The following is a 23,710-nucleotide window of genomic DNA, read 5'->3' on the forward strand; positions in this document are numbered from 1 at the left end:
TTGAATAATCGTGATAAATTACAAAAATTTAGTATCCGAAAATACGCAATTGGAACATTTTCTACTGTGATTGCAACACTTGTATTCATGGGTATCAATCCAAACCATGCAAGTGCCGACGAGTTGAATCAAAATCAAAAGTTAATTAAACAATTAAATCAAACAGATGATGATTCGAATACGCATAATCAAGAAATCAAAAATAACAAGCAAAATTCAGCTGGTCAGACTGAATCATTTCCTTCATCAACTAGTCATAATCAAGCAAATGCAAGATTGTCGGATCAAGTCAAAGACCCTAATGAAACTTCGCAACAATTACCTACAAATGTTTCTGATGATAGTATCAATCAATCGCATAGTGAAACAAATATGAATAACGAACCATTGCAAGTTGATAACAGTACTATGCAAGCACATAGTAAAAAAGTAAGCGATAGCAATGGAAATACTTCTGGAAATGAACATCATAAACTAACAGAAAATGTACTTGCGGAAAGCCGAGCAAGTAAAAATGACAAAGAAAAAGAGAATCTACAAGAGAAAGATAAACCACAGCAAGTACAGCCACCATTAGATAAAAATGCATTACAAGCTTTTTTTGACGCATCATATCACAATTACAGAATGATTGATAGAGATCGTGCGGATACAACAGAATATCAAAAAGTCAAATCTGCTTTTGATTACCTCAATGACTTACTAGGTAATAATCAAAATATTCCTTCAGAACAGCTTGTTTCGGCATATCAACAATTAGAGAAAGCATTAGAACTTGCACGTACGTTACCACAACGATCTACTACAGAAAAGCGTGGTAGAAGAAGTACGAGAAGTGTTGTTGAGGAACGATCATCAAGAAGCGATTACTTAGATGCAAGAACTGAATATTATGTTTTAAAAGACGATGATGATTCTGGTTTCCCTCCTGGTACTTTCTTCCATGCTTCAAATAGAAGATGGCCTTATAATTTACCAAGATCTAAGAATATCTTACGTGCTTCTGATGTACAAGGTAATGCTTATATCACTACAAAACGACTCAAAGATGGATATCAGTGGGATATTTTATTTAATAGTAATCATAAAGGTCATGAATATATGTACTATTGGTTTGGACTTCCCAGTGATCAAACACCAACTGGTTCTGTAACTTTCACCATTATTAACCGTGATGGTACAAGTACATCTACTGGTGGAGTGGGATTTGGATCAGGTGCACCATTACCTCAATTTTGGAGATCAGCAGGTGCTATTAATTCTAGTGTAGCGAATGATTTTAAACATGGCTCCGCCACAAATTATGCATTTTATGATGGTGTTAATAATTTTTCTGACTTTGCTAGAGGGGGAGAATTATATTTCGACAGAGATGGAGCTACAAAAACTAATAAATATTATGGCGATGAAAACTTCGCAATGTTAAATAGTGAGAAACCAGATCAAATAAGAGGATTAGATACAATATATAGTTTTAAAGGTAGTGGTGATGTAAGTTATCGTATTTCATTTAAAACTCAAGGAGCTCCAACTGCAAGATTGTATTATGCTGCTGGCGCGCGTTCTGGTGAATATAAACAAGCAACGAATTATAACCAACTCTATGTCGAACCTTATAAGAATTATCGAAATCGAGTACAGTCAAATGTCCAAGTTAAAAATCGTACACTTCATTTAAAAAGAACAATCAGACAATTCGATCCTACATTACAGAGAACTACTGATGTTCCTATTTTGGATAGTGACGGTTCCGGAAGTATTGATTCGGTATACGACCCATTAAGTTATGTAAAGAATGTGACTGGTACAGTCCTAGGTATTTATCCATCTTATCTTCCTTATAATCAGGAAAGATGGCAGGGAGCTAATGCAATGAATGCCTATCAAATTGAAGAACTTTTTTCACAAGAAAATCTTCAAAATGCAGCACGTTCAGGCCGTCCAATTCAATTTCTTGTAGGTTTTGATGTTGAAGATAGCCATCATAACCCTGAAACTCTTTTACCAGTAAATTTATATGTAAAACCTGAGTTAAAACATACAATTGAGTTATATCACGATAATGAAAAACAAAATAGAAAGGAATTTTCAGTATCGAAACGAGCGGGCCATGGTGTTTTCCAAGTAATGAGTGGAACGCTTCATAACACTGTAGGATCAGGAATATTACCTTATCAACAAGAGATACGTATCAAACTTACTAGTAATGAACCAATTAAAGATAGTGAATGGTCTATTACAGGATATCCTAACACGCTTACATTACAAAACGCTGTAGGTAGAACAAATAATGCTACTGAAAAAAACTTAGCTCTTGTTGGTCATATTGATCCAGGAAATTATTTCATCACTGTTAAGTTTGGTGATAAAGTAGAACAATTTGAAATTAGATCAAAACCAACACCACCAAGAATCATTACAACTGCTAATGAATTACGTGGAAATCCTAACCACAAGCCTGAAATAAGAGTAACAGATATACCTAATGATACTACTGCTAAAATCAAACTTGTGATGGGTGGAACCGATGGTGATCATGATCCAGAAATAAATCCATATACTGTCCCTGAAAACTACACAGTAGTTGCAGAAGCATACCATGATAATGATCCAAGTAAAAATGGGATCTTAACATTCCGTTCATCAGACTACCTTAAAGATCTACCATTAAGCGGTGAATTAAAGGCAATTGTTTATTACAATCAATATGTACAATCAAACTTTAGTAATAGCGTTCCGTTTAGTAGTGATACAACACCACCTACAATTAATGAACCAGCAGGACTAGTTCATAAGTATTACAGAGGAGATCATGTAGAAATTACTCTTCCAGTCACTGATAATGCTGGCGGTTCAGGTTTAAGAGATGTAAACGTCAATTTACCTCAAGGTTGGACAAAATCTTTTACAATCAATCCTAATAATAATACTGAGGGTACGCTTAAGTTAATCGGTAATATACCTAGTAATGAAGCATATAATACGACATATCATTTCAATATAACTGCAACTGATAATTCTGGAAATACAACAAATCCAGCTAAAACCTTTATTTTAAATGTTGGTAAGTTGGCTGATGATTTAAATCCAGTCGGATTATCTAGAGATCAACTACAATTAGTGACAGACCCTTCTTCATTATCTAATTCCGAACGAGAAGAGGTAAAAAGAAAAATAAGTGAAGCAAATGCTAATATAAGATCATATTTATTACAAAATAACCCAATACTCGCTGGAGTAAATGGCGACGTTACATTTTATTATAGAGATGGTTCTGTAGATGTTATTGATGCTGAAAATGTAATCACATATGAGCCCGAAAGAAAATCCATTTTCAGTGAAAATGGTAATACAAATAAAAAAGAAGCAGTAATCACTATTGCTAGAGGACAAAACTATTCCATTGGTCCAAACTTGAGAAAATATTTCTCATTAAGTAATGGTTCGGATTTACCTAATAGAGATTTCACCTCTATATCAGCTATTGGATCTTTACCTTCATCGAGTGAAATTAGTCGACTCAATGTTGGAAATTATAACTATAGAGTTAATGCTAAAAACGCTTATCATAAGACTCAACAAGAACTTAATTTAAAACTTAAAATAGTAGAGGTTAATGCACCTACTGGTAATAATCGTGTATATAGAGTTAGTACTTATAATTTAACTAATGATGAAATCAATAAAATCAAACAAGCATTTAAAGCAGCTAATTCTGGACTTAATTTAAACGATAACGATATCACTGTTTCGAATAACTTCGATCATAGAAATGTTAGTAGTGTGACAGTAACTATACGTAAGGGCGATTTGATAAAAGAGTTTTCATCAAATCTCAATAATATGAATTTCTTACGTTGGGTTAATATAAGGGATGATTATACCATTTCGTGGACTTCTAGTAAGATTCAAGGTAGAAATACAGATGGTGGATTAGAATGGTCACCAGATCATAAATCACTTATTTATAAATATGATGCAACATTAGGTAGACAAATAAATACTAATGACGTGTTAACTTTACTTCAAGCAACAGCTAAAAGTTCAAATTTACGTTCAAATATTAATAGTAATGAAAAACAGTTAGCAGAACGAGGTGCTAATGGGTATTCTAAATCTATAATTAGAGATGATGGTGAGAGATCTTATTTACTTAACTCAAATCCTATTCAAGTATTAGACTTAGTAGAACCAGAAAACGGTTACGGTGGACGACAAGTCAGTCATTCTAACGTTGTATATAATGAAAAAAATTCTACTATCGTAAATGGTCAGGTTCCAGAAGCTAATGGGGCATCCGCTTTTAATATTGATAAAGTTGTTAAAGCTAATGCGGCAAATAATGGTATTATGGGTGTTATCTATAAGGCACAATTATACTTAGCACCATACAGTCCAAAAGGTTACATTGAAAAATTAGGCCAAAATTTAAGCAATACCAATAACGTGATTAATGTTTATTTTGTGCCTTCTGATAAAGTAAATCCTAGTATAACTGTAGGTAATTACGACCATCATACGGTATATTCTGGTGAAAGATTTAAAAATACTATCAATGTAAATGATAATTATGGATTAAATACAGTAGCTTCTACAAGTGATAGTGCAATTACTATGACCAGAAACAACAACGAGTTAGTAGGTCAGGCTCCTAATGTTACTAATAGCACAAATAAAATTGTAAAAGTTAAAGCCACAGATAAAAGTGGAAATGAAAGTATTGTTTCTTTCACAGTAAATATAAAACCATTAAACGAGAAATATAGAATAACAACTTCATCAAGCAATCAAACACCAGTGAGAATTAGTAATATTCAAAACAATGCTAACCTTTCAATTGAAGATCAAAATAGAGTAAAATCTTCACTCAGCATGACTAAAATTTTAGGTACAAGAAATTATGTCAACGAGTCAAATAATGACGTTCGTAGTCAAGTTGTAAGTAAAGTAAATAGAAGTGGAAACAATGCTACAGTTAATGTTACAACTACATTTTCTGATGGCACAACTAATACAATAACTGTTCCAGTTAAACATGTGTTATTAGAGGTTGTACCTAATACTAGAACAACAGTAAGAGGACAACAATTTCCAACCGGCAAAGGAACTTCCCCGAATGATTTCTTTAGTTTAAGAACGGGAGGTCCAGTTGATGCGAGAATAGTTTGGGTTAATAATCAGGGTCCCGATATAAACAGTAATCAAATTGGTAGAGATTTAACATTACATGCTGAAATATTCTTTGATGGTGAAACAACACCAATTAGAAAAGATACGACTTACAAACTTAGTCAATCTATTCCAAAGCAAGTATATGAAACAACTATCAATGGTCGATTTAATTCATCAGGCGATGCATATCCAGGAAATTTTGTTCAAGCAGTAAATCAATATTGGCCAGAACATATGGACTTCAGATGGGCTCAAGGATCAGGTACACCAAGTTCTCGTAATGCAGGTTCATTTACTAAAACAGTTACGGTAGCTTATCAAAACGGCCAAACTGAAAACATTAATGTACTATTCAAAGTCAAACCAAATAAACCTGTTATTGATAGTAATAGTGTGATTTCAAAAGGACAATTAAATGGCCAACAAATTTTAGTTCGAAATGTTCCACAAAATGCACAAGTCACTCTATATCAATCAAATGGAACTGTTATTCCTAATACAAATACAACTATAGATTCTAACGGTATAGCTACTGTAACAATTCAAGGCACTCTACCAACCGGAAATATTACTGCTAAAACCTCAATGACAAATAATGTAACGTACACTAAACAAAATAGTAGTGGAATTGCTTCAAATACAACTGAAGATATAAGTGTTTTTTCAGAAACAAGTGATCAAGTAAATGTTACCGCTGGCATGCAAGCTAAAAATGATGGTATTAAAATAATTAAAGGTACAAACTATAATTTTAATGACTTCAATAGTTTCATAAGTAATATACCAGCGCATTCTACTCTTACATGGAACGAGGAGCCTAATAGTTGGAAAAACAACATTGGTACTACAACAAAAACTGTTACGGTTACTCTACCTAATCATCAAGGTACTAGAACTGTAGATATTCCAATAACAATCTATCCAACAGTTACAGCTAAGAATCCAGTAAGAGATCATAAAGGGCGAAACTTAACCAATGGTACTGACGTTTATAATTATATTATTTTTGAAAATAATAACCGTCTTGGAGGAACAGCTTCTTGGAAAGACAATCGTCAACCTGATAAAAACATAGCCGGTGTACAAAATTTAACTGCACTTGTTAATTATCCTGGCATATCTACACCATTAGAAGTTCCTGTTAAAGTGTGGGTATATAATTTTGATTTCCCTCAACCTATCTACAAAATTCAAGTAGGTGATACATTCCCTAAAGGAACATGGGTAGGCTATTACAAACATCTTGAAAATGGTGAGGGATTACCAATAGATGGTTGGAGATTTTATTGGAACCAGCAAAGTACAGGAACTACTAGTGATCAATGGCAATCATTAGCATATACTAGAACTCCTTTTGTTAAAACTGGTACTTATGATGTCGTTAATCCTAGCAACTGGGGTGTTTGGCAAACATCACAATCAGCTAAATTTATAGTTACAAATGCTAAGCCTAATCAACCAATCATAACCCAGTCTAAAACTGGTGATGTAACAGTAACACCTGGTGCTGTGCGTAATATACTAATAAGTGGGACAAATGATTATATCCAAACATCTGCAGATAAGATTGTTATTAATAAAAACGGAAATAAATTAACTACATTTGTTAAGAATAATGATGGTCGTTGGATTGTAGAAACTGGATCACCTGACATAAACGGTATCGGCCCAACAAATAATGGAACAGCTATATCTTTAAGTCGATTAGCAGTTAGACCTGGCGATTCAATAGAAGCAATAGCGACTGAAGGTTCTGGAGAAACTATAAGTACTTCAGCAACTAGTGAAATTTATATTGTCAAAGCTCCACAACCTGAGCAAGTAGCAACTCATACTTATGATAATGGAACATTCGATATATTACCTGACAATTCACGTAATTCTTTAAATCCAACTGAACGTGTCGAAATCAGTTACACTGAAAAATTTAATGGCAATGAAACACAAAAATCATTCACAGTTACTAAAAATAACAACGGCAAATGGACGATAAATAATAAACCAAATTATGTCGAGTTCAATCAGGATAATGGTAAAGTTGTATTTTCAGCCAATACAGTTAAACCTAATTCTCAAATTACAATAACTCCAAAAGCAGGTCTGGGTAACACTGAAAACACAAATCCTACTGTAATTCAAGCACCTGCGCAACATACTTTAACAATCAATGAAATTGTTAAAGAACAAGGTCAAAATGTGACTAATGATGATATTAATAATGCGGTTCAAGTGCCAAATAAAAATAGAGTTACGATTAAACAAGGAAACACTCTTCCAACAAATTTAGCTGGTGGTAGTACATCGCATATTCCAGTAGTTATTTATTACAGTGACGGAAGTTCTGAAGAAGCTACTGAGACTGTTAGAACTAAAGTTAATAAAACCGAATTAATCAATGCACGTCGTCGACTAGATGAAGAAATTAGTAAAGAGAATAAAACACCATCAAGTATCAGAAACTTTGATCAAGCTCTGAATCGTGCTCAATCACAAATTAATACAGCTAAAAGTGAAGCTGACCAAGTTATAGGCACAGAATTTGCAACACCTCAACAAGTAAATTCAGCTTTATCTAAAGTTCAAGTGGCACAAAATAAAATAAATGATGCTAAAGCATTATTACAAAACAAGGCTGATAATAGTCAACTCGTGAGAGCAAAAGAACAATTACAACAAACGATTCAACCAGCCGCTTCAACTGATGGTATGACTCAAGATAGCACAAGGAACTATAACAATAAACGCCAAGCTGCTGAACAAGCAATACAACATGCAAATGACGTTATAAATAATGGAGACGCGACATCCCAACAAATTAATGATGCTAAAAATACAGTTGAACAGGCACAGAGAGAATATGCTGAAGCCAAAAGCAACTTACGTGCTGATAAGTCACAGTTACAAAGTGCTTATGATACGTTGAATAGAGATGTGTTAACAAATGATAAAAAGCCAGCATCTGTAAGACGCTATAATGAGGCCATTTCAAATATTAGAAGTGAATTAGATACAGCTAAAGCGGATGCAAGTAGTACTTTGCGAAACACTAATCCTTCCGTTGAACAAGTTAGAGACGCTTTAAATAAAATAAATACTGTTCAACCTAAACTGAATCAAGCAATTGCTTTACTTCAACCAAAAGAAAATAATTCAGAACTTGTACAAGCTAAAAAACGTTTACAAGACGCTGTAAATGACATACCTCAAACACAAGGTATGACCCAACAAACAATTAATAATTATAATGACAAACAACATGAAGCTGAAAGAGCACTTACATCTGCACAAAGAGTGATTGATAATGGGGATGCTACAACTCAAGAAATTACTTCTGAAAAATCTAAAGTAGAGCAAGCAATGCAAGCATTAACTAATGCTAAAAGTAGACTGAGAGCTGATAAGAATGAATTACAGACAGCATATAACAAATTAATTGAGAACGTATCTACCAACGGTAAAAAACCGGCGAGTATACGTCAATACGAAACAGCCAAAGCCAGAATACAAAATCAAATTAATGATGCTAAAAATGAAGCGGAGCGAATTTTAGGTAACGATAATCCACAAGTATCGCAAGTAACTCAAGCATTGAACAAAATCAAAGCTATTCAACCAAAATTAACCGAAGCAATCAACATGCTTCAAAACAAAGAAAATAATACAGAATTAGTCAATGCTAAAAACAGACTTGAAAATGCAGTAAATGATACAGATCCAACACACGGTATGACACAAGAAACAATTAATAATTACAACGCTAAAAAGCGAGAAGCTCAAGATGAAATACAAAAAGCGAACACGATTATTAATAATGGAGATGCTACCGCTCAAGATATTTCTTCTGAAAAATCTAAAGTAGAGCAAGTATTACAAGCATTACAAAATGCTAAGAATAACTTAAGAGCTGATAAAAGAGAATTACAGACTGCATACAATAAACTTATACAAAATGTAAATACTAATGGTAAGAAACCATCTAGTATTCAAAACTATAAGTCTGCAAGACGAAATATCGAAAACCAATATAATACCGCTAAAGACGAAGCTCATAATGTTCTTGAAAATACAAACCCTACTGTAAATGCAGTAGAGGATGCTCTACGTAAGATAAATGCAATTCAACCAGAGGTTACAAAAGCTATTAATATGCTTCAAGATAAAGAAGATAATAGCGAACTCGTCAGAGCAAAAGAAAGATTGGATCAAGCCATTAATAGTCAACCATCACTAAATGGTATGACTCAAGAATCTATTAATAATTACACAGCAAAACGTAGAGATGCACAAAATATAGCAAGTTCTGCTGAGACTATTATTAATAATGGGGATGCATCTATTGAACAAATAACAGAAAATAAAATTCGAGTTGAAGATGCAACTAATGCGCTTAATGAAGCAAAACAACATTTAACTGCAGATACAACTTCGTTAAAAACTGAAGTACGAAAATTAAGTAGGAGAGGCGACACAAACAACAAAAAACCTAGCAGTGTTAGTGCTTATAACAATACTATTCATTCGCTACAATCTGAAATTACACAGACTGAAAATAGAGCAAATGCTATCATCAATAAGCCTATTCGTTCTGTTGAAGAAGTAAATAATGCATTACATGAAGTAAACCAATTGAACCAACGCTTAACAGATACGATTAACTTACTACAACCTTTAGCGAATAAAGAAAGCTTAAAAGAAGCTCGTAATCGACTTGAAAGTAAAATTAATGAAACCGTTCAAACAGAAGGTATGACTCAACAATCTGTTGAAAATTATAATCAAGCTAAAATAAAAGCTCAAAATGAATCTAGTATTGCACAAAATCTTATTGATAATGGTGATGCATCTGATCAAGAAGTTTCTACAGAAATAGAAAAATTAAATCAAAAGCTGTCTGAATTAACAAATTCAATCAATCACTTAACAGTTAATAAAGAACCTTTAGAAACTGCTAAAAATCAATTACAAGCAAATATTGACCAAAAACCTAGCACTGATGGTATGACTCAACAATCTGTACAAAGCTATCAACGTAAATTACAAGAAGCTAAAGATAAAATAAATTCAATTAATAATGTCTTAGCGAACAATCCAGATGTTAGTGCCATCAGAACAAACAAAGTTGAAGCAGAACAAATCAATAACGAGTTAACACAAGCGAAACAAGGTCTTACTGTTGATAAACAACCATTGATTAATGCAAAAACTGCTTTGCAACAAAGTCTAGATAATCAACCAAATACAACTGGTATGACTCAAGCAACAATTCAAACTTATAACGCTAAACGTCAAAAAGCTGAGCAAGCTATTCAAAAGGCAAATAAAGTAATTGAAAACGCTCAACCAAGTGTACAACAAGTGTCTGATGAGATATCTAAGGTAGAGCAAGCACTCAATGAATTGAACAACGCCAAATCAGCGCTTAGAGCTGATAAACAAGAATTACAGCATGCATATGACCAGTTGATTCAACCAACGGATTTAAATAATAAGAAACCAGCTACTATCAATGCGTACAATCAAAGATATCAACAATTTAGTAATGAATTGAACAATACTAAAACAAATGCTGACCGAATTTTAAAAGAGCAAAACCCAAGTGTAGCTGACGTCAACAATGCACTAAATAAAGTAAGAGAAGTACAACAAAAATTAAACGAAGCCAGAGCACTTTTAGAAAATAAAGAAAACAACGACGAACTAGTTCGAGCAAAAGAGCAACTTCAACAAGCAGTTGATCAAGTTCCTTCAACTGAAGGAATGACGCGACAAACTAAAGATGATTACAATTCAAAACAACAAGCTGCTCAACAAGAAATAACAAAAGCACAACAAGTTATCGATAATGGCGATGCGACTACACAACAAATTTCTAACGCAAAAACAAATGTTGAACGCGCTTTAGAAGCATTAAATAATGCAAAAACTGGTTTAAGAGCAGACAAAGAGGAACTTCAAAATGCATATAATCAATTAACTCAAAATATTGATACGAGCGGTAAAACGCCATCAAGTATTAAGAAATACAATGAAGCTAAGTCTCGTATTCAATCTCAAATTGATTCAGCTAAAAATGAAGCAAACAGTGTTTTAACAAATGACAATCCTCAAGTATCACAAGTGACTGCTGCGTTAAACAATATAAAAGCCGTTCAAACTGAACTAGATAAAGCAATCGCATTATTACAGAATAAAGAAAACAATGATGCATTAGTTCAAGCAAAACAACGACTTGAACAAATTGTTAATGAAGCAGATCCAACACAAGGCATGACAACAGATACTGCTAATAGCTATAAATCCAAAAAACGTGAAGCTGAAGTTGAAATACAAAAGGCTCAACAAATCATTAACAATGGCGATGCCACTGAACAACAAATTACTAACGAAACAAATAGAGTAAATCAAGCGATTAATGCATTAAATAAAGCTAAAAACGATTTACGTGCTGATAAGTCTCAATTAGAACACGCTTATAACCAACTAATACAAAATATTGATACAAATAATAAAAAACCTGCAAGTATTCAACAATACCAAGCTGCTCGACAAGCCATTGAGACACAATACAATAAAGCTAAATCAGAAGCACATCAAATTCTTGAAAATGGTAACCCTTCAGTTAATGAAGTAGCACAAGCATTACAAAAAGTTGAAGCCGTACAACTTAAAGTTAATGACGCGATTCATATGCTTCAAGATAAAGAAGATAACAGTGCACTTGTCACAGCAAAAAATCAACTTCAACAAGCAGTTAATGATCAACCATTAACAACAGGTATGACTCAAGCTTCTATTAATAACTATGAAGCTAAGAGAAATGAGGCTCAAAGTGCTATCAGAAATGCAGAATCTGTCATCATCAATGGCGATGCATCAGCAAAACAAATTTCAGACGAGAAATCTAAAGTTGAACAAGCACTAGCACATTTGAATGAGGCTAAACAACAATTGACTGCAGACACGAGTCAATTACAAACAGCTGTTCAACAATTAAACCGAAGAGGCGATATAAATAATAAAAAGCCAAGAAGTATCAGTGCATATAATAAAGCAATTCAATCATTAGAAACACAAATTACGTCTGCTAAAGATAATGCCAACGCAGTGATACAAAAACCTATACGTACTGTTCAAGAAGTAAATAATGCATTACAACAAGTGAATCAGTTGAATCAACAATTAACTGAAGCAATTAGTCAACTTCAGCCACTATCAAATAATGATGCATTAAAAGCTGCAAGATTAGAGTTAGAAAATAAAATAAATCAAACAGTACAAACTGACGGTATGACGCAACAATCTGTAGACGCTTATCAAAACGCTAAACGTGAAGCCCAAAATGAATCTAACACTGCTTTAGCATTAATTAATAATGGTGATGCCACTGAACAACAAATTACAACTGAAACAGACCGAGTTAATCAGCAAACTACAAACTTAACTCAAGCAATCAATGGGTTAACAGTTAATAAAGAACCATTAGAAACCGCAAAAACAGCGTTACAAAATAACATCGACCAAGTACCTAGTACAGATGGTATGACTCAGCAATCAGTTGCTAATTATAATCAAAAACTACAAATAGCTAAAAACGAAATTAACACAATTAATAACGTTTTAGCTAACAATCCTGATGTTAATGCAATTAGAACAAATAAAGCAGAAGCGGAACGAATCAGTAATGATTTAACACAAGCTAAGAATAACTTACAAGTTGATACTCAACCTTTAGAAAAAATAAAAAGACAACTACAAGATGAAATTGATCAAGGTACTAACACAGATGGAATGACTCAAGATTCAGTGGATAACTATAATGATAGCTTAAGTGCAGCAATTATAGAAAAAGGCAAAGTAAATAAATTACTTAAACGTAATCCGACAGTAGCACAAGTTAAAGAAAGCGTTGCTAATGCACAACAAGTTATACAAGATTTACAAAATGCTCGTAATTCACTTGTTCCAGACAAAACTCAACTTCAAGAAGCTAAAAATAGATTAGAAAATAGTATTAACCAACAAACAGATACTGACGGTATGACTGAAGATTCACTTAATAATTACAATGATAAATTAACTAAAGCTAGACAAAATCTTGAAAAAATCACTCAAGTTTTAAACGGCCAACCTACAGTAGCTGAAATAAGACAGAACACTAGCGAAGCTAATAGTCATACACAAGCGTTAGACACTGCTCGTTCTCAACTTACATTAAATAGAGAGCCATATATCAATCATATAAATAATGAAAGTCATTTAAATAACGTGCAAAAAGATAATTTTAAAGCTCAAGTTAACTCAGCACCTAATTATAATGCTTTAGAAACGATTAAAAACAAGGCAGATACTTTAAATCAATCTATGACAGAATTAAGTGAAAGTATTGCAGATTACGAAAATCAAAAACAACAAGAAAATTATTTAGATGCATCTAACAATAAACGTCAAGACTATGACAATGCAGTCAATGCGGCTAAAGGAATTCTCAACCAAACTCAAAGTCCGACTATGGGTGTTGATGTGATTAATCAAAAAGCTGAAGAAGTAAAACGTACTAAAGATGCTCTTGACGGAAATCATAGATTAGAAGAAGCTAAACAACTAGCAATAGCTCATTTAAATACCTTAAATGATTTAAACGATGCTCAGCGACAAGCTTTAACTGATACTATAAATCACTCTCCAAACATCAATTCAGTAAATCAAGCTAAAGATAAAGCTAATACTGTTAACACAGCAATGACTCAACTGAAACAAACTATTGCTAACTATGACAATGAATTGCATGACGGCAATTACATTAATGCAGATAAAGACAAACAAGATGCTTACAATAACGCTGTTACCAATGCTAAACAACTGATTAGTCAATCTGATGCTAATCAAGCTCAACTTGATCCAGCTGAAATTAATAAAGTTACACAAAGAGTCAATACGACTAAAAATGATTTAAATGGTAATGACAAATTAGTTGAAGCTAAAAGGGATGCTAATACAACCATCGATGGTTTAACTTATCTAAATGAAGCTCAACGTAACAAAGCTAAAGAAAATGTAGGCAAAGCTTCTACAAAAACAAATATTGCGAGTCAGTTACAAGATTACAATCAGTTGAATACTGCTATGCAAGCATTACGTAACAGTGTGAACGATGTTAACAACGTCAAAACGGGCAGCAATTATATAAATGAAGATAATGGTCCAAAAGAAGCTTACAATCAAGCTGTTACTCATGCTCAAACATTGATAAATGCACAATCTAACCCTGAAATGAGCCGTGACGTAGTAAATCAAAAAACACAAGCAGTAGATACTGCCCATCAGAATTTAAACGGACAACAAAAGTTAGAACAAGCACGAAATAGTGCTAATACAGAAATCAATGACTTACCAAACTTAACTAATGATCAAAAAGCTAAAGAAAAGGAACTGGTAAATAGTAAACAAACTCGTACGGAAGTACAAGAACAACTTAATCAAGCTAAGGCGCTAGATGGTTCTATGGGCACTTTAAAATCACTCGTTGCTAAGCAGCCTGAAGTACAAAGAACAAGCAACTATATTAACGAGGATCAACCTGAACAATCTGCATACAATGATGCCATTACAATGGGACAAACTATAATTAATAAAACAGCTGATCCAGTACTTGATAAAACTTTAGTTGATAACGCAGTTAGTAACATTTCAACCAAAGAGAATGCACTACATGGTGAACAAAAATTAGCAACTGCTAAAACGGAAGCAATTAATGCACTTAATACATTAGCTGATTTAAACACTCCTCAGAAAGAGTCTATTAAAACAGCTATTAACACTGCTCATACAAGAACTGATATAACTGCAGAGCAAAGTAAAGCAAATCAAGTAAATAGTGCAATGCACACGTTGAGACAAAACATTTCTGACAACGAATCAGTAACAAACGAAAGTAAGTATATTAACGCTGAACCCGAAAAACAACATACGTTTACTGAGGCTCTAAATAACGCTAAAGAAATTGTTAATGAACAACAAGCCACTCTTGATGCCAATTTAATTAATCAGAAAGCACAAGCGATTCTCACTACTAAGAATGCTTTAGACGGTGAAGATCAATTACGTCGTGCTAAAGAAAATGCCAATCAAGAAATCAATACGTTAAATCAATTGACTGATGCACAAAGAAACAGTGAAAAAGGTTTAGTCAATAGTTCTCAAACTAGAACAGAAGTTGCTTCTCAATTAGCAAAAGTTAAAGAACTAAATAAGGTGATGGAGCAACTGAACAATCTCATCAACGGTAAAAACCAAATGATAAATAGCAGTAAATTTATCAATGAAGATGCGAATCAACAACAAGCATATACGAATGCGATTGCTACTGCAGAAGCACTTAAGAACAATTCTCAAAATCCTGAATTAGATAAAGCTAACATTGAACAAGCAATTAATAATATTAACTCTGCAATTAACAATCTAAACGGTGAAGCCAAACTGACTAAAGCTAAAGAAGATGCTGTTGCTTCAATAAATAACCTAAGCGGATTAACTAATGAGCAAAAAGCTAAAGAAAATCAAGCTGTTAATGATGCAGAAACAAGAGATCAAGTTGCTAACGTTTTACGTGATTCAAAGGCATTAAATCAATCTATGCAAACATTACGTGACTTAGTTAATTCTCAAAATCAAGTGCAATCTACAAGCGACTATATTAATGAGGATCAAACTCAAAAAGATACTTATAATAATGCGATTAATACTGGTCAATCAATCATTAGTGGTCAACATAACCCAGAGATGAAGAAAGATACAATTGATCAAGCTATAGGCCAAATTAACAACGCTAAAAATGACTTACAAGGTGCTAATAAATTACAAAGAGATAAAACTGCTGCAAACCAAACAATTAGTCAATTAGGTTATTTAAATGACCCTCAAAAATCTGGTGAGGAAGCCTTAGTCAACGGTTCAAATACACGTTCTGAAGTAGAAGAGCATCTTAATGAAGCTAAATCATTAAATAATGCTATGAAGCAATTAAGAGATAAAGCAGCTGAAAAGACTAATGTCAAACAAAGTAGCGATTACATTAATGATTCAACTGAACATCAACGTGGGTATGATCAAGCACTTCAAGAAGCAGAAAATATTATTAATGAAATCGGTAATCCAACATTAAATAAATCGGAAATTGAACAAAAGTTACAACAATTGACTGACGCTCAAAATGCGTTACAAGGTTCACATCTATTAGAAGAAGCTAAAAATAATGCGATTACTGAAATCAATAAACTTACAGCATTAAATGGTGCACAACGTCAAAAAGCAATTGAAAATGTTCAAGCACAGCAGACAATCCCAGAAGTTAATCAACAATTAACTTCGGATAGAGAAATAAATACTGCAATGCAAGCTTTACGAGATAAAATAGGCCAACAAAATAACGTTCATCAACAAAGTAATTATTTCAATGAAGATGAACAACCAAAACATAACTATGATAATGCTGTACAAGCCGGTCAAACTATTATTGATAAAATTCAAGATCCAATCATGAACAAAAATGAAATTGAACAGGCTATTAATCAGATCAATACGACTCAAACAGCGTTAAGTGGAGAAAATAAATTACACACTGACCAAGAAAGCACAAATAGACAAATAGAAGGTTTATCTAGTTTGAACCAAGCTCAAATTAATGCTGAAAAAGGTTTAGTAAACCAATCAACTACTAGAACAGAAGTTGCTCAAAAGTTAGCTGTAGCCAAAGAATTAAATTCTGCTATGAGTAATTTAAGAGATGGCATTCAAAATAAAGAGGACATCAAACATAGCAGTGCATATATCAACGCAGATCCAGCTAAAGTTGCAACTTACGATCAAGCACTACAGAACGCAGAAAATATCATCAATGCCACACCAAACGTAGAGCTTAATAAAGCTACAATTGAACAAGCGTTAACTCATGTCCAACAAGCTCAGCAAGATCTTGATGGCGTTCAACAATTAGCAAACTCTAAACATCAAGCAACTCAAAATGTAGACGGGCTATCTAGCTTAAATGACGGTCAAAAGCGTGAATTAAATCTATTAATCAATTCAGCTAATACACGTACAAAAGTACAAGAAGAAGTAACTAAAGCTAATGAATTGAACCATGCGATGGAAGCTTTAAGAAACAGTGTTCAAAACGTTGATCAAGTAAAACAAAATAGCAATTATGTCAATGAAGATCAACCTGAACAGCACAATTATGATAATGCTGTCAATGAAGCTCAAGCTACAATCAACAACAATGCTCAACCTGTTCTAGACAAATTAGCTATAGAACGTTTAACTCAAACTATTAACACTACAAAAGATGCATTACACGGTGCTCAAAAACTGACACAAGACCAACAAGCTGCTGAAACTGTAATACGTGGTTTAACGAGTCTCAATGAACCTCAGAAAAATGCTGAAGTAGCTAAAGTAACTGCAGCAACAACACGTAATGAAGTGAGTAATATTCGTCAAGAAGCAACAACATTAGATACTGCAATGCATGGTTTACGTGAAAGCATTAAAGATAAAAACGATACTAAAAATAGTAGTAAATATATCAATGAGGATCATGACGAACAACAACCTTATGACAATGCTGTAAATAATGCTCAACAACTCATTGACGAATCTCAAGCAACTTTAAATCCAGATACAATCAATCAATTAGCAAATGCCGTAACTCAAGCTAAATCTAATCTTCATGGAGATACTAAACTACAACACGCTAAAGATAGTGCTAAACAAACGATTGCTCAATTACAGAATTTGAATTCAGCTCAAAAACATATGGAAGATTCTTTAATTGATAATGAATCTACACGTACGCAAGTCCAACATGATTTAACAGAAGCTCAAGCTTTAGATGGATTAATGAGTGCCTTAAAAGAGAGTATTAAAAATAATGCTAATATTGTTTCAAACGGTAATTACATCAATGCGGAACCATCTAAAAAACAAGCATATGATGCCGCTGTACAAAATGCTCAAAATATAATAAACGGGACAAATCAACCAACTATTAATAAAGGTAATGTCAATACAGCAACGCAAGCCGTTAACAATACAAAAGATGATTTAGATGGTGATCATAGATTAGAGGAAGCTAAAAATAATGCTAATCAAACAATCACAAATCTATCTAATTTGAACAATGCCCAAAAAGATGCAGAGAAAAATCTAGTTAATAGCGTATCAACATTAGAACAAGTTCAACAAAACTTACAAACCGCTCAACAATTAGACAATGCTATGGGTGAGTTACGACATAGTATTGCTAACAAAGATCAAGTGAAAGCAGATAGTAAATATCTAAATGAAGATCCACAAATTAAGCAAAACTATGATGATGCAGTTCAACGTGCTGAAAGTATTATTAACGCAACTCAAAATCCTGAATTACTTAAAGCAAACATTGACCAAGCAACTCAATCAGTTCAAAATGCAGAACAAGCTTTACATGGTGCTGAAAAATTAAATCAAGACAAACAAACGTCTTCGACTGAACTAGATGGATTAACAGATTTAACAGATGCACAACGTGAAAAACTCAGAGAACAAATTAATAGTTCAAATAGTAGAGATGATATCAAACAAAAAATTGAGCAAGCAAAAGCACTAAATGACGCAATGAAACAACTTAAAGAACAAGTTGCGCAAAAAGATGGTGTTCATGCTAACAGTGATTATACAAATGAAGATTCTGCACAAAAAGATGCGTACAATCATGCACTTAAACAAGCGGAAGACATTATTAATAACAACTCAAATCCTAACTTAAATGCACAAGACATTACTAATGCTTTAAATAATATTAAACAAGCACAAGATAATCTTCACGGAGCTCAAAAATTACAGCAAGACAAAAATACAACTAATCAAGCCATTGGTAACTTAAATCATCTTAATCAACCTCAAAAAGATGCGCTTATACAAGCTATTAATGGAGCTACGTCTAGGGACCAAGTTGCAGAAAAACTTAAAGAGGCCGAAGCGCTTGATGAAGCTATGAAACAACTTGAAGACCAAGTGAATCAAGATGATCAAATTTCAAATAGCAGCCCATTCATAAATGAAGACTCAGACAAACAAAAAATTTATAATGATAAAATCCAGGCTGCAAAAGATATAATTAATCAAACATCTAATCCAACCTTAGATAAACAAAAAATTGCTGATACACTCCAAAATATTAAAGATGCAGTGAATAATTTACACGGTGATCAAAAATTAGCTCAATCTAAACAAGACGCTAATAATCAATTAAATCATTTAGATGACTTAACCGAAGAACAAAAGAACCATTTTAAACCGTTAATTAATAATGCTGATACTCGTGATGAAGTAAATAAACAACTAGAGATTGCTAAACAATTAAATGGTGATATGAGTACACTTCATAAAGTCATAAATGATAAAGATCAAATTCAACATTTAAGCAATTACATTAATGCTGATAATGATAAAAAACAAAATTATGATAATGCTATTAAAGAAGCTGAGGATTTAATTCATAATCACCCAGATACATTAGATCATAAAGTATTACAAGATTTATTGAACAAGATAGACCAAGCGCATAACGAGTTAAATGGAGAATCTAGATTTAAACAGGCATTAGACAATGCTTTAAACGACGTAGATAGCTTAAACAGTCTCAATGTTCCACAACGTCAAACTGTTAAGGATAACATTAACCATGTGACAACTCTAGAAAGTTTAGCTCAAGAATTACAGAAAGCAAAAGAGCTTAATGATGCTATGAAAGCAATGAGAGATAGCATTATGAATCAAGAGCAAATTCGTAAAAATAGCAATTATACTAATGAAGACTTAGCTCAACAAAATGCCTATAATCATGCAGTTGACAATATAAATAGCATTATTGGTGAAGACAATGCGACGATGGATCCTCAAATAATCAAAAAAGCAACTCAAGATTTAAATACAGCTATAAATGGATTAAATGGAGATCAAAAACTTCAAGATGCAAAGACAGATGCTAATCAACAAATTACTAACTTTACTGGTTTAACTGAACCACAAAAACAAGCATTGAAAAACATCATTAACCAACAAACAAGTAGACCAAATGTTGCTAAACAGTTAAGTTATGCCAAATTCTTAAATGGAAAAATGGAAGAATTAAAAGCTGCAGTTGCCAAAGCGCCATTAGTAAGACAAAATAGTAACTATATTAACGAAGATGCCTCTGAAAAAGAAGCATATGAACAAGCTATTGCAAAGGGTCAGGAAATAATTAATGCTGAAAATAATCCAACAATAAGTAGTACTGATATCAATCGTATCATTCAAGAAATTAATGTCGCTGAACAAAATCTTCATGGCGAAAATAAATTAAGACAAGCACAGGAAACTGCAAAGAATGAAATACAAAATTTAGACGGATTAAATTCAGCTCAAATAACAAAATTAATCCAAGCTATAGATAGAACAATAACTAAACCTGCAGTAACTCAGAAACTAGAAGAAGCAAAAGCTATAAACCAAGCTATGCAACAACTTAAACAAAGTATAGCCAATAAAGATGCTACTCTAAATTCTAGTAACTATCTCAATGAAGATTCTGAGAAAAAGTTAGCTTACGATAATGCTGTAAGCCAAGCTGAACAACTCATAAATCAACTTAACGACCCAACTATGGATATAAGTAATATTCAAGCTATTACTCAAAAAGTCATTCAAGCAAAAGATTCATTGCACGGTGCAAATAAACTAGCACAAAATCAAGCAGATTCAAATTCAATAATAAATCAATCAACAAACTTAAATGATAAACAAAAACAAGCATTAAATGACTTAATTAATCATGCTCAAACTAAACAACAAGTGGCAGAAATTATTGCACAAGCTAATAAGTTAAATAATGATATGGGCACACTGAAAACACTCGTAGAGGAACAGTCAAAAGTTCATCAACAAAGTAAATATATTAATGAAGATCCACAAGTTCAAAATATTTATAATGACTCCATTCAAAAAGGTCTAGAAATATTAAACGGTTCTACGGATGATGTTTTAAACAACAATAAAATAGCAGATGCCATTCAAAACATTCAATTAACTAAAAACGATTTACATGGTGAGCAAAAATTACAAAAAGCACAACAAGATGCAAATAATGAATTAAACTATTTAACAAATCTAAACAATTCTCAAAGACAAAGTGAGCATGATGAGATTAATTCTGCGCCTTCAAGAACTGAAGTTTCTAATGATTTAAATCATGCTAAATCACTTAATGAAGCTATGCGTCAACTTGAGAATGAAGTTGCTCTTGAAAACAGTGTTAAAAAATTAAGCGACTTTATCAATGCAGATGAAGCGGCACAAAATGAATATAGTAATGCACTTCAAAAAGCTAAAGACATTATCAATGGCGTTCCAACTAGCACTTTAGATAAAGCTACAATTGAAGATGCTTTATTAGAATTGCAAAACGCTAGAGAAAGTTTACATGGTGAGCAAAAACTTCAAGAGGCTAAAAATCAAGCTGTTGCTGAAATTGATCATTTACAAGCATTAAATCCAGGACAGGTTCTTGCTGAAAAAACATTAGTTAACCAAGCATCAACCAAACCAGAAGTTCAAGAAGCCTTACAAAAAGCAAAAGAACTTAATGAAGCTATGAAAGCACTGAAAACTGAAATAGATAAAAAAGAACAAATCAAGGCTGATAGTAAATATATAAATGCTGATAGTGGTCTTCAAGCAAATTACAATTCTGCGTTAAATTATGGTTCTCAAATTATTACAACTACTCAACCACCAGAGCTTAATAAAGATGTAATAAATCGAGCAACTCAAACGATTAAAAATGCTGAAAATAATTTAAATGGGCAATCTAAATTAGTAGAGGCTAAGTCAGATGGAAATCAAAGCATCGAACATTTGCAAGGATTAACACAAGCACAAAAAGATAAACAACATGATTTAATTAATCAAGCTCAAACTAAACAACAGGTAGATGATATAGTAAATAACTCTAAACAGTTAGATAACTCTATGAATCAACTACAACAAATTGTTAACAATGACAATACAGTAAAACAAAATAGTGATTTCATTAATGAAGATTCTAGCCAACAGGATGCTTATAATCATGCAATTCAAGCAGCAAAAGATTTGATAAATGCTCATCCTCCTATCATGGATAAAAATCAAATAGATCAAGCTATTACAAATATTAAACAAGCACTTAATGATTTACATGGTAGTAATAAACTATTAGAAGATAAAAAAGAAGCTTCAGAACAACTACAAAATCTGAATAGCTTGACGAACGGGCAAAAAGATACGATTTTAGATCATATTTTCAGTGCATCAACAAGAAATCAAGTAGGAGAAAAAATTGCAAGTGCTAAACAATTAAATAATATAATGAAAGCACTTAGAGATTCTATTGCTGATAATATTGAAGTTTTACAAAGTAGTAAGTACATCAATGAAGATTCTGAACAGCAAAATGTTTATAATCAAGCTGTTAATAAAGCTAAAAATATCATTAATGATCAACCAACACCAGTAATGGCAATTGATGCGATTCAAAGTGTACTAAATGAAGTTAAACAAACTAAAGATAATTTACATGGTGATCAAAAACTTGCTAATGACAAGACAAACGCTCAAGCAACATTAAATGCGTTAAATCACTTAAATCAAGCGCAAAGAAGTAATCTTGAAACTAAAGTTCAAAACTCTAATTCTAGACCAGAAGTACAAAAAGTAGTTCAATTAGCAAATCAACTTAATGAAGCGATGAAAAAATTAGAAGATGCTTTAACTGGTAATGACGCAGTAAAACAAACGAGTAATTATATTAATGAGGATACTTCTCAACAAGTTAACTTTGATGAATATACAGATAGAGGTAAAAACATAGTTGCTGAACAAACAGATCCAAATTTGTCTCCAGCTAATATTAACACTATTGCTGATAAAATTACTGAAGCTAAAAATGATTTACATGGCGAACAAAAACTAGAACAAGCTCAACAACAGTCCATCAATACTATTAATCAAATGGCTGGTCTAAACCAAGCTCAAAAAGAACAATTAAATCAAGAAATTCAACAAACTCATACCCGTTCTGAAGTACATCAAGTAATTCATAAAGCACAAGCTTTAAACGATTCAATGAATACTTTACGTCAAAGTATCACTGATGAAAATAATGTTAAACAAACAAGTAACTACATTAATGAAACTGTTGGTAAACAAACTGCATATAACAATGCCGTCGATCGTGTAAAACAAATAATCAATCAAACATCTAATCCAACTATGAATCCTTTAGAGGTGGAACGTGCAACATCAAATGTAAAAACTTCTAAAGATGCACTTCATGGTGAACGTGAATTGAATGACAATAAAAATTCAAAAACTTTTGCAGTCAATCACTTAGATAACCTCAATCAAGCTCAAAAAGAAGCATTAACTCATGAAATTGAACAAGCAACTATAGTTTCACAAGTAAATAATATCTATAACAAAG

At 32.7% G+C, this 23,710-nt stretch carries 1 protein-coding gene (only partly in view); it reads left to right on the plus strand.

Going from position 1 to position 23,710, the window contains the following annotated elements; translation table 11 throughout:
- Nucleotides 1-23,710, plus strand: partial view of a hyperosmolarity resistance protein Ebh gene (gene ebh / locus HMPREF2663_RS05275; protein ID WP_070845923.1) — the 5' portion only. The gene runs 6,737 nt beyond the window's last position; the window shows 23,710 of its 30,447 coding nt (coding positions 1-23,710); the start codon lies at nt 1-3; the stop codon falls past the right edge of the window.

The sequence above is a fragment of the Staphylococcus sp. HMSC077D08 genome (genome assembly GCF_001837945.1).
Taxonomy (GTDB): domain Bacteria; phylum Bacillota; class Bacilli; order Staphylococcales; family Staphylococcaceae; genus Staphylococcus; species Staphylococcus epidermidis.